The organism is Flavobacterium plurextorum, from assembly GCF_024638035.1.
GTDB classification, from domain to species: Bacteria; Bacteroidota; Bacteroidia; order Flavobacteriales; family Flavobacteriaceae; genus Flavobacterium; species Flavobacterium plurextorum.
This window is the reverse complement of record NZ_CP100442.1, coordinates 3,108,524-3,120,532: the sequence shown is the minus strand read 5'-3', so window position 1 is coordinate 3,120,532 and position 12,009 is coordinate 3,108,524. Positions and strand designations below refer to the sequence as shown.

Here is a 12,009-nt window from a genome sequence, read left to right as displayed (position 1 = left end):
CAAATTTAAACTCCTATGAAAAAATTTCAAATTAAAAAAACAGAGCACGGAAAATGGCTTGTATCTCACAACGAAGTACCCAAATTCAGCTGTATTTTTGAAGATAAGAAATTCAATTACGACAGAACAATCATCGGCCTTTTAGATCCGGCAGGTGATCCAGAGGAAATTCAGGTTTTGCAAAAAATGGAAAAATGGCTCAAACAATACCACAAAGATAAAATCAATGGATAATAAACCAGCCGGGGTAGTAATTAATCTGTTTGAACTCCATCCCTGTTATTAAAATAAATCCTATCTTTAAATACAGCAATGCCATATCACAGCGCTCACACTAACTTAGACAGCTTATGAGAAAAATTACTGATATTCTGAATCTTAGAGAAGGAGAAGACGACAGGGAAAAAACACTGCAGACCGTTAAAAAAAACATTTCCTTTAAAGGAGCCAATCTTTGGATACTGGCCTGCGCCATAATTGTGGCCTCGGTGGGGCTTAATGTAAACTCAACAGCTGTTATCATCGGAGCGATGCTCATCTCCCCTCTGATGGGGCCTATTGTAGGGGCCGGTTTTGCCTTGGGCATTTATGACTTTTCACTGCTTAAAAAATCACTCAAAAACCTGCTCAATGCAACGGTTGTGAGTCTGGTGGTCTCCACGCTTTATTTTTACCTGAGTCCTTTCAAGGACGTTCAGTCGGAGCTTCTGGCGAGAACCTCCCCGAACATTTACGATATTCTTATCGCTTTTTTTGGCGGTGTTGTCGGGGTCATTGCCGTTACGCGGTCAGAGAAAGGAAATCCTATTCCCGGAGTAGCTATTGCAACGGCATTGATGCCGCCTTTATGCACCGCAGGATACGGGATTGCAACTGCCCAGTGGAGCTTTTTTCTAGGAGCTTTCTACCTTTATTGCATCAACTGCGTTTTTATAGGTATCGCCACTTTTCTAATCATAAAATACCTGAATTATCCTGCTGTTAAACAGGTGGATGAAAAGCAGCAGCAAAAAGTTAAGTATATTATTGCTTTTCTCATTACTGCAATGCTCGTTCCCAGCAGTTATCTCGCCTACTCTCTATACAGGGAACAGCAGTTTAAAAAAAATATAGAGCTTTTTGTTGACAGTGAGTTCAGCAGCAAGGGTTATACGGTGGTTTATAAAAAGACGGATTTTAACGCGAAGCAGAAAAAACTCGAACTTGCTTTCCTGTCCAAACGATTTTCCGATAAGGAGATTCAGAGCCTTAAAAGCAGACTCAACAGCAATAAGTACCTTGCCGGCACCAGCCTTCGCATCAGACAGGACAGCACCGACCGCTTTAACGACATAAAAGGCGATATCTTAAATCAGATCAAGAGCAGCGAGAATGAAATGAATGTAAAGGATGTTAAAATAATCCAGCTGGAAAAAGAGCTGGCAAAAAACAAATTTGACAACAAACAGCTTTTAAAAGAAATAAGAACCTTATTTCCTGATGTCCATTCGCTTTCCATTGCCAAAAACACTTTAGTGAATTATAAAGACAGCACCTCAACGATCACCGCTGTAATTTACGATGCCTCAAAAAACCTAACGGCAGAGGAAAGTGAAAAACTGACCAAATGGCTCAATGAACGTCTTTTAGTGAAAGATGCCGTATTGTTTAAAAGACAGTAAGCCCTTAAGAAGAATCAACAAAAAACTACTGTTCCCGTTTCTTTTTATTATACCAGCTCAGTAGCATAAAGCCTGATACCCCAGCCAGTATAGAAGCAGTAAGTATCGCAAATTTCGCCTCATTCTGATAGGCCTGTTCCTTAAAAGACAATAGCGCTATAAATATGGACATGGTAAAGCCGATTCCGCCTAAAAGCCCCAGTCCAAGTACATGAGTCCATGTAGTCTGGGCAGGCAGATCAGCAGCCCTGATCTTCACCGAGAACCATGACATTACAAAGATGCCAATGGGTTTGCCCAGGAAAAGCCCCAGAATAATTCCAAGTCCGAGATTACCGGTAAGTCCCTGCAGCATTTCAGATTCAAAAGCAATGTTAGTATTGGCCAGTGCAAAAACAGGCATGATGATAAAGTTTACCGGACGAGCCAAAGCATGTTCCAGCTTTTCCAAAGGGGAATCCGTTTCTTCTTCGTTAGTGGGAAGCGTTAAGGCCGTAAGCACTCCGGCTATCGTGGCATGAATGCCTGAATGGTGTATAAAATACCACATCACCGCACCGGGCAGGAGATAAAAAAACAAATTCTTTACCCCCAAACGGTTAAAAATCATAAGCAGTACAAATATACCCCCTGCATAAACCAGATACAGAAAATGAAGTTCCGAGGAATAAAAAACCGCGATAACCAAAATAGCAATCAGATCATCCACAATGGCCAGCGCGGCAAGAAAAATTTTAAGCCCCGAGGGAACCTTATCTCCTAAAAGGGAAAGTATTCCAAGCGCAAAAGCAATATCGGTTGCCATTGGGATTCCCCATCCTTTGGCAATATCAGGACTTTGTCCGTTAAAAAGAAAGTAAATCAATGCGGGAACCATGACCCCTCCTACAGCTGCCAGCACCGGCAGGGCCGCATGGCGAAGAGATGAAAGCTCACCTTCTATCACTTCCCTCTTGATTTCAAGGCCTACCAGCAGAAAAAAAACAGCCATCAAACCATCGTTGATCCACAGCAGGATCGGATACCGCAGCTGCAGGCCCGCTGCTTCAAATCCCAAAGGATACCCCAGCAAATCATTAAAATGTACTCCGAGCCCCGTATTGGCCATTATAAGAGAAACCAGCACACAAATTAAAAGCAGAATCCCTCCTGCTGCGGAAGATTGGAAAAAATGCGCGAAAATTTTGAGATTTATAAGTTTTGCCATTGGACAAAAATAGGCATTAGGGCTTAAAATGCCAAGAAGATCCATGCATAAAAATGAACCAGCACCCGGTATTATTAATAATGCCAGTTAGGACCATTCACGTAAGTAAGATTATTTTGCAAAGGCACACTAATTAGCACTCTACTGTTAACGGGCACCGGCTGGGTATCCCGTTCATTTTATCCGGTCTCTTCATCATCAGCCCTTATATAAAAAAGCCTGCTTTTAAGAGCTGATATGCAAAAGGCATTGATAAGACCTGGGCTGGAACCATACTTCATATTAGGAATTGGTGCCCAGCTTTTCATTTTCTTTAAAACGGCCGGCTTTTGATAAAAAAAGACAAGGCATAATCTCTATTTATTTGCCAATTCATAATATGAGGGCTAAAAATAAATGATTTTTTTAATAAATCGTCTAAAAAATCCCAAATTACCATTTGCCATAAATTAGTAAATTACAGTGATTGTTTTTATAAAATTCTTTATCTAAATTTGTATTTCCTATGAAAAAATGGTTTGCTAGTTTTACCCTGTCACTTGTTGTCCTGTTAATGGGATATGGCAGTGTATATACAAGCAGCAGCCAATTCTCAGAGAAAAAACCGCACCCTGCAGCACTTCAGGAAATAAAGTCCGATATGGGAGCTTATCTGGCTAAAAGACATTTTGTTGAAACCTTCAAAAGAAAATGCTGTCTTTTAGATAATGAAGAAAATGAAGAAAATTTTTCCACCATTCAAAAACAGCTTGTAAAAAGCAGCTGCTTTTTACATTTCCTGCGCCGCAATAAATTTGCAGTGTGTCCTGCCTTTAACAAAAAGGCTAATAACTTTAAAATTTTCGCCTTACTTTCTAATAAAGTATACCTTCGATTTCAAGTTTTCAGAATTTGATTTTTTATCCTAAGTAGTCACAAACTATTTCCAATTTACCGTTTTATCCTTTGCCAGCAGATGATTTCTCTAAGCCGGCAAACGGATGTGGAATACTTCAGCCTTATTTAAGGCTGTTAAAAAAATCAAAATCATTACGTTTTAATTCTGAAATTATTATGAAAAGAATTTTCATGCTCATGTCTTTATGTGCATTAGTTTTTGCAGGCTGCAACTCTAAAAAAGAAGGAGAAAAAGAGCAAAAAACCAAATTTCTGGTTACGAATCCAATTGAAAAAGATACTACCATTACAAAAGATTATGTATCGCAGATACACTCTATTCAACATATCGAAATAAGAGCGCAAGAGCGCGGTTACCTTGAAAAAATTTATGTAGATGAAGGACAAATGGTTAAAAAAGGCCAGCTGTTGTTTAAAATTATGCCTGCGCTTTATGAAGCCGAATTAAAAAAATCTAAAGCAGAAGTAAGTTTCAGCTCAATAGAATACCAAAATGCTAAAAAATTAGCTGACGAAAAAGTGGTTTCTCCAAATGAACTGGCAATGGCAAAAGCCAAACTGGAAAAAGCAAATGCTGAAATGGCCTTAAGCAAAGTTCATCTTCAGTTTACAGAAATCAGAGCGCCTTTTGACGGAATCATCGATAAATTTCATGTCCGTCAGGGAAGTTTAGTTGATGAAGGCGAACTGCTTACAGAATTGGCAGACAACAGTTCAATGTGGGTATATTATAATGTACCGGAATCTGAATATTTAGATTATCAGGAAAAAGCAGGAAAAAATGGTAAAATGAAAGTTTATTTATTGATGGCCAACAATAAAAAATTCCAATATCCCGGAGTTGTAGAAACCATTGAAGCCGATTTTGATAATGAAACAGGAAATATTCCTTTTAGAGCTGTTTTTCCAAATCCAAAAAGATTGTTACGACACGGGGAAACCGGAAGCATCCAGATGCCGATAGAACTGAAAAATGCTATGCTGATACCTCAGAAAGCCACATTTGAAGTTTTGGACAAGAAATATGTATATGTAATTGATAAAAACAATGCAGTAAAATCGAGAGAGGTTGTTATTGCCGCGGAAATGCCTCACCTATTTGTAATAAAAGAAGGTTTGTCGATTCATGATAAAATACTTTTAGAGGGACTTCGTCTTGTAAAAGAAAATCAAAAAATAGACTACGAAGTTTTAAAACCCGAATCGGTTATGTCCAACTTAGAACTGTATGCGGAATAACCGAATCTAAAAGAAAAAGAAATGTTTAATAAATTTATACATAGACCCGTTTTTGCAATTATAATTTCGATTATAATTGTATTTATAGGCACGCTGTCGATCAAACAGCTACCTATTTCGCAATTCCCTCAAATTGCGCCCACAACTGTAAATATCTTTATTGCTTATCCGGGAGCAAGTGCCGATGTATTGGTAAAATCTACTTTAATCACCTTAGAGAATTCGCTTAACGGTACACAAGGTGTGCGTTATATGGCGACAGATGCCACAAGTGCTGGAGAAGCAACACTTAGAATCATTTTTGAACCAGGAACCGATCCTAATGAAGCTGTAATCAGAGTCAAAACAAGGGTCGATCAGGTAATGCCATTATTACCTGAACTGGTTCAGCGTGAAGGAGTTGTTATTACCCCTATTCAGCCCAGCATGCTGATGTATGTGAATCTTTATTCGAAAAGCAAAAGCATGGATGAAAAATTCCTTTACAACTACGCTGATGTAAAAATGATTCCGGAAATCAGCCGTGTTAAAGGTGTTGCGAGAACTCAAATTTTAGGAAGCCGTAAATATGCCATGCGTGTTTGGTTGAATCCTGACCGAATGCGAGCTTACAAAATTTCTGTTGAAGAAGTGATGGAAGTTTTACAAGAACAAAGTATTATTGGCCGTCCGGGACGATTAGGACAAAGTTCTGGTATTGCAGCACAATCTTTAGAATATGTATTGACTTATAAAGGAAGATACGACGAGCCAAAACAATACGAAAATGTAATTGTCCGTGCGAATTCTGAAGGTGAAAGCATTCGCTTAAAAGACATTGCAAAAGTAGAATTAGGAAGTGAATTCTTTGATATTTACTCCAATCTAGATGGTCATCCTTCTGCCGCAATTGTATTAAAACAAAACTACGGAAGTAATGCAAGCGACGTAATCAATGACGTTAAAGCGAAACTGGAAGAAATGAAAGCAAGTTTTCCTCCAGGAATGGATTATAAAATCAGTTATGACGTTTCGCAATTCTTAGATGCTTCTATCGATCAGGTGGTTCATACTTTGAGAGATGCCTTTATTTTGGTTGCCTTAGTTGTATTTATATTTTTAGGAGATTGGCGCTCCACTTTAATTCCAATTATTGCCGTTCCAGTTTCTTTGGTTGGAGCTTTCTTTGTGATCCAGATGTTTGGAATGTCAATCAACTTGGTAACCCTATTTTCATTGGTATTAGCGATAGGAATTGTAGTTGATAACGCGATTGTCGTTGTCGAGGCCGTCCATGCCAAGTTTGAAGAATTTCCGCATATTACGCCTTACCATGCTGTAAAATTAGTTTTGGGTGAAATTGGAGGTGCGATTATCGCCATTACAGCCGTTATGGTTTCGGTTTTTATCCCTGTTTCGTTTATGTCGGGTCCGGTTGGAACTTTTTATAGACAATTTTCGGTTACCATGTCAAGCTCGATTATTATTTCAGCAATTGTGGCTTTAACCCTTACTCCTGTTCTTTGTGCGATTCTTTTGAAAAACAATCACGGAAAAGAGAAAAAAGGAAATATCTTGACGAAGTCTCTTGATGCTTTTAACAGATGGTTTGAAAGACTTACAGGCCGTTATGTTGTCGTTCTAAAAACAATTGTGAGCCGAAGAGTTCTAACTTTCGGAATTTTAATTGCGTTCTGTGCTTTCATTTTTATAGAAAATCAAGTTTTACCTTCTGGATTTATTCCGAGTGAGGATCAGGGAACTATTTACGGAATCATTCAAACACCACCGGGTGCAACTTTAGAAAGAACCAATCAGGTAGCGCAGAAACTGCAGAAAATCTGTGAAAAGGTTGAAGGTGTTGAATCGGTTTCTTCTTTGGCGGGTTACGAAATCATGACGGAAGGCCGTGGTTCTAATGCTGGAACGTGTTTGATTAACTTGAAATCGTGGTCGGACAGAAAACATTCTGTTACAGAAATCATGGAAGAGTTAGAAAAGAAATCTAAAGATCTGGGTGCTGTTGTAGAGTTTTTTGAACCGCCTGCAATTCCAGGATTTGGTTCTTCTGGAGGTTTTTCTATGCGTTTGTTAGACAAAACAACCAATACCAATTATCAGGACTTTGACAAAATCAACAAGCAGTTTATGGCCGAATTAGGCAAACGTAAAGAGCTTTCTGGTTTGTTTACATTCTTCGCTGCCAATTATCCGCAGTATGAATTAGAGATCAACAATGATTTAGCGATGCAGAAAGGAGTTTCTATTGGTAAAGCGATGGAAAACCTCAACATTCTAATCGGAAGTACCTACGAACAAGGATTCATCAAATTTGGACGTTTCTTTAAATTATACGTGCAGTCTGATCCAAAATTCAGAAGACTTCCGTCAGATATATTGAATCTCTATGTAAAAAATGATCATGGAGAAATGGTGCCTTATTCTGCTTTTATGACGCTTAAAAAAACACAGGGACCTAATGAGATCACGCGTTACAACATGTATAATTCTGCTGCTATTCAGGGTCAGCCTGCAAAAGGATACACCACTGCTGATGCCATTAAAGCAGTACAGGAAACAGCGCTTAAAACATTGCCTAAAGGATATGATATTGCATGGGAAGGTCTTTCTTATGATGAAGCTGGACGAGGTAACGAATCACTTTACATCTTTTTAGTCGTATTGGCTTTCGTTTATTTTGTGTTAGCTGCGCAATATGAGAGTTTTATTATTCCGTTTTCAGTGATTTTATCGATTCCTGTTGGAATTTTAGGTTCGTTTGTCATTCTTCAAATGATGGGCTTACAAAACGATATTTATGCGCAAATCGGATTAATTATGTTGGTCGGACTGCTCGGTAAAAATGCCGTATTGATAGTCGAATTTGCCGTCCTCAAACACCAGCAGGGCGCTACCATTCTCGAAGCCGCTATTGAAGGCGCTAAGGTTCGTTTCAGACCAATCTTAATGACATCATTTGCCTTTATTGCAGGATTGATTCCGTTGATTTTCGCTTCTGGAGCGGGTGCAATCGGTAACAGAACTATTGGAGGATCCGCGCTTGGTGGAATGCTTTTCGGAACCATTTTCGGAGTAATTATTGTTCCGGGGCTATACTACATTTTTGGTTCATTGGCTCAAGGCCGAAAACTAATTAAAGGAGAAGAAGAAAGTTCATTATCTGATGATTTTATGCATCATGTACATGATTTTTCAACAAACAATCAAACGGAGGAAAATGAAGAATAACAGAAATATAAAATACGCAGGTCTTGCCTGCGTATTACTCACCATAGCGGGTTGTAAAACGACAACTATTGTAGAAAAAACAGAAAACAAAACACTGCCAGAAAACTATGCTGACACTGGCTTAGACACTCTAAATACCGGAAAAGTAAAATGGAGAAGTTATTTTACAGACGAAAATTTAGAAAATCTGATTGATATCGCTTTAAAAAACAATCAGGAATTAAACATCACACTTCAGGAAATTGAAATTGCCAGAAGCGAAGTAAAAGCACGAAAAGGAGAATACCTGCCTTTTGTAGGTTTTAGCGCCGGTGCAGATGTAACGAAGTCAGGAAGATACACAAGCACAGGTTCTGGTGAAGCTACAACAGAAATTATGCCTGGGAAAGAAACACCAGATCCGCTTCCTAATTATCGTTTTGCGCTGACTTCAAGTTGGGAAATCGATATTTGGAACAAACTGCATAATGCTAAAAAAGCAGCTTTAAACCGTTATTTAGGTTCTATTGAAGGAAAGAATTTTGTAGTTACCAATTTGATTGCAGAAATAGCCGATTCGTATTACGAACTTTTAGCATTGGATAATCAATTGAAAATCATCATACAAAATATTGACATTCAGACCAATGCATTAAAAGTCGTAAAAATACAAAAAGAAGCGGCAAGGGTAAACGAACTGGCTGTACGCCGGTTTGAGGCTCAGATTTTAAGCACGCAAAGCATTCAGTTTGACATACAGCAGCAGATAACCGAAACAGAAAATAAAATCAATTTCCTGTTGGGGCGTTTTCCTCAAAAAATTGCCAGAAACAGCAATACATTCAGTTCTATAACTCCTGCAGATATTCATGCCGGAGTGCCTTCTCAGCTTCTGGAGAATCGTCCCGACATTAAAAAAGCAGAAATGGAACTAATCGCTGCAAAACTCGACATTAAGGCCGCTAAAGCTAAATTTTATCCATCGCTGGGCATTTCAGCAGGAATTGGTTATGAAGCTTTCAATGCCAAGTATCTGCTGACTTCTCCAGAATCTCTATTGTATTCCATAGCCGGAGATTTGGTTGCTCCTCTGATCAACAGAAATGCTATTAAGGCAAGTTATCTTACTGCAAGCGCCAAACAAATTCAGGCAGTTTACAATTATGAAAGAACTTTGGTAAACGCTTATGTTGAAGTTGCGAATCAGCTTTCTAAAATTCAAAATACAGCAAAAAGCTATGATTTGAAGTCAAAACAAGTTGATGCTTTAAACGAATCTGTTCAGATATCCAATAACTTATTTAGTTCTGCCAGGGCAGATTATATGGAAGTTTTACTGACCCAGAAAGATGCTTTAGAATCTAAGTTTGAACTTATCGAAACCAAAAAACAGCAGATGAATGCTTTTGTTAATGTTTATAAAGCCTTAGGCGGCGGCTGGAATTAGTAGTTTTCATTTTTATTTTTTTTTAAAGGAGCCCTGTTTTTTAACAGGGCTCCTTTTCTGCTTACCACCTAATCCCGGATCAAATCTAAAACTAATCCAGCTGTATAATTCCTAAGCGTATGCCCCTCAGGCAATAGAGTCTGTCCGCAATCTTCCGCCGCACCTATGATTTTATAAGCTCTGCCTCATTTTCAGCTGCCGTTAAAAAATAATTCAGGTACTGCTTTCCTTCTTTACCGCGGCTATGGACAATCTGGGCGCCCTCTGCGGATCATGCATCTTACCCAGCAAAAGAAAAACATAAAATCTTTTTTTCTTTAAATTGTATATCGTAATATTGCAATATAAATATAAGACGATGGGAACAACAAAAACAGATCACTTTACAGAAAGCCAGAATGAGCTGGCTGTTTTAGCCAAAGCATTAGGCCATCCTGCGCGTATTGCTATTATGGAATACTTATTAAAAGTGGATGCCTGCATCTGCGGAGATATTGTAAACGAACTTCCCCTTTCGCAGCCGACAGTTTCACAGCATTTGAAAGAATTGAAAAATGCAGGTCTGATTAAAGGAAGCATCGAAGGAAATTCTATCTGCTACTGCATCAATGAACCCGGACTGGAAAAGATAAAAGGCTTTTTTGAGCATATATCAGCAAATCTTGCAAAAAAGAGAAGCGAATGCTGTTAATCTAAAAGATATGGAAATCAGAAAACTTTCGGATAAACACTGGGATCAGGTAAAATTAATTTACCAAAAAGGGATAGATACCGGCAATGCGACTTTCCAGACCAGCGCCCCTTCATGGGAAAACTGGGATCAGTCACATCTTAAGTCCTGCCGAGTTGTGATGCAGGAAGATGGCAAGGCAATTGGCTGGGCTTCCCTTACCCCTGTTTCTTCACGCTGCGTTTATGCAGGGGTTGCAGAGGTGAGCGTATATGTGGATCCAGCACATTCAGGAAAAGGAATCGGGCTTGCTCTTTTAAATGAACTTGTCCGGCAGAGCGAAGCAGAAGGAATCTGGACACTTCAGGCAGGGATCTTTCCTGAGAATACAGCAAGTCTGCGCATTCATGAAAAAGCAGGTTTCAGGATACTTGGTGTAAGGGAGAAAATTGGAAAACAAAATGGTATCTGGAGAGATACTGCGATTCTTGAAAGAAGAAGCTCCGTTATTATCTAATAAAAAATATAGTTGAACTAAATATAAAAAAACATGAAACTTTCAGAAATTAAAGAAGTGCTTAAAACAGTTGAAGCTGTAAATTTTGAACTGCCCAACGGCACATTTGTACCGGAATATTTCCACGTGACTGAAGTAGGCCTGGTTACCAAAAACTTCATCGACTGCGGAGGAACAGTAAGAAAAGAAACGGTTGTAAATTTCCAGCTTTGGGATGCCAGCGACTACGAACACAGGCTTAAACCCGGAAAGCTGATTCACATCATTGAGCTTTCAGAAAAAGTATTGGGAATTGAAGACCATGAAATTGAAGTGGAGTACCAGAACACAACTATCGGTAAATACGATTTGGATTTTAACGGCAGAAACTTCACTCTGCTGAATAAACAGACAGCCTGCCTTGCTCAGGAGCAGTGCGGCATTGCCTCTGATAAGCCAAAAGTAAAATTATCTCAGCTAAATACTGATAATGGCGCTTCATGCACTCCGGGCGGAGGATGCTGCTAATCATTAAACAGAAAATCAATAAACCTTTACAGCCAAAAAACTATGTTATATCCACAAATTGAGAATACCGTTAAATCATTTGATTTTAAGCAGATCTCCGAAGAGCGCAAAGCAGTCCTGCAGCCACTAATCGACTTCATTCAGACAAAAGCGGACGGTAAGCTGGAAACCAGACTAAACCTAATCTGCACGCACAATTCCAGAAGAAGCCATCTCTCGCAGGTTTGGGCGCAGACTGCGGCTGCCTATTACGGCATCGAAAACGTTTCATGCTATTCGGGGGGAACCGAGGCTACTGCCCTTTTCCCAATGGCAGCGGAGATTTTGAAGCATTCAGGATTCAACATCAAAACTCTTTCAGAGGGATCAAACCCCGTTTATTCCATAAAATATTCACCTGACGGACTTCCTGTCATTGGTTTTTCCAAAACCTATGATGATGATTTCAATCCTGAAAGCGGATTTGCCGCAATAATGACCTGCTCGCAGGCTGACGGCGGATGCCCGTTTATAGCAGGCGCAGAGAAAAGAATCCCGATCACTTTTGACGATCCAAAAATTTCTGACGGAACGCCTCAGCAGAAAGAAACTTATCTGGAGCGCAGCGGGCAGATAGGAACTGAAATGTTTTACGTATTCTCACAAATAAAAAAATAA

At 39.2% G+C, this 12,009-nt stretch carries 11 protein-coding genes; 10 read left to right on the top strand and 1 reads right to left on the bottom strand.

Translation table 11 applies throughout. From position 1 onward, the window contains the following. Positions 1-15: 15 nt before the first annotated feature. Both NLG42_RS13980 and NLG42_RS13975 read left to right on the top strand, forming a co-directional pair. On the top strand, positions 16-234 hold the full coding sequence (locus NLG42_RS13980; RefSeq protein WP_219071334.1) for a hypothetical protein: 219 nt from the start codon (positions 16-18) through the stop codon (positions 232-234). Positions 235-350: 116 nt separating this feature from the next. Continuing rightward, entirely contained in the window at positions 351-1,661 is a 1,311-nt protein-coding gene (locus NLG42_RS13975) for a TIGR00341 family protein (protein WP_219071332.1), read from the top strand. A 25-nt stretch (positions 1,662-1,686) separates the two neighbouring features. Here the strand turns inward: NLG42_RS13975 and nhaA are convergent, their stop codons facing one another. Continuing rightward, positions 1,687-2,868: a Na+/H+ antiporter NhaA gene (gene nhaA / locus NLG42_RS13970; RefSeq protein ID WP_246611320.1), complete on the bottom strand. Its 1,182-nt coding sequence runs from the start codon at positions 2,866-2,868 to the stop codon at positions 1,687-1,689. A gap of 505 nt (positions 2,869-3,373) precedes the next feature. On the opposite strand from nhaA, the gene NLG42_RS13965 reads away from it, so the two are divergent. The 8 genes from NLG42_RS13965 (at position 3,374) to NLG42_RS13930 (ending at position 12,009) form a co-directional block, all read left to right on the top strand. Then, positions 3,374-3,763 carry a hypothetical protein gene (locus NLG42_RS13965; protein WP_219071329.1) on the top strand — a complete coding sequence of 130 codons (390 nt, stop codon included), beginning with the start codon at positions 3,374-3,376 and terminating at the stop codon, positions 3,761-3,763. Positions 3,764-3,921: 158 nt separating this feature from the next. Further along, a complete protein-coding gene (locus tag NLG42_RS13960; protein WP_095927849.1) occupies positions 3,922-5,004 on the top strand; it encodes an efflux RND transporter periplasmic adaptor subunit in 1,083 nt (360 codons plus the stop codon). 21 nt (positions 5,005-5,025) lie between these two features. Next, a complete protein-coding gene (locus NLG42_RS13955; RefSeq protein WP_219071327.1) occupies positions 5,026-8,232 on the top strand; it encodes an efflux RND transporter permease subunit in 3,207 nt (1,068 codons plus the stop codon). Then, positions 8,222-9,658 carry a TolC family protein gene (locus NLG42_RS13950; RefSeq protein ID WP_219071325.1) on the top strand — a complete coding sequence of 479 codons (1,437 nt, stop codon included), beginning with the start codon at positions 8,222-8,224 and terminating at the stop codon, positions 9,656-9,658. Before NLG42_RS13955 ends, NLG42_RS13950 begins: the two co-directional genes overlap by 11 nt. Positions 9,659-10,016: 358 nt before the next feature. Then, on the top strand, positions 10,017-10,349 hold the full coding sequence (locus NLG42_RS13945; protein WP_219071321.1) for an ArsR/SmtB family transcription factor: 333 nt from the start codon (positions 10,017-10,019) through the stop codon (positions 10,347-10,349). Between the two features lie 10 nt (positions 10,350-10,359). Continuing rightward, positions 10,360-10,845, top strand: coding sequence for a GNAT family N-acetyltransferase (locus NLG42_RS13940; RefSeq protein WP_219071368.1), 486 nt, complete (start codon positions 10,360-10,362; stop codon positions 10,843-10,845). 33 nt (positions 10,846-10,878) lie between these two features. Then, a complete protein-coding gene (locus tag NLG42_RS13935) occupies positions 10,879-11,352 on the top strand; it encodes a DUF6428 family protein (protein ID WP_219071320.1) in 474 nt (157 codons plus the stop codon). Between the two features lie 42 nt (positions 11,353-11,394). Further along, positions 11,395-12,009, top strand: a complete 615-nt coding sequence (locus tag NLG42_RS13930) for an arsenate-mycothiol transferase ArsC (RefSeq protein WP_257681323.1) — start codon at positions 11,395-11,397, stop codon at positions 12,007-12,009.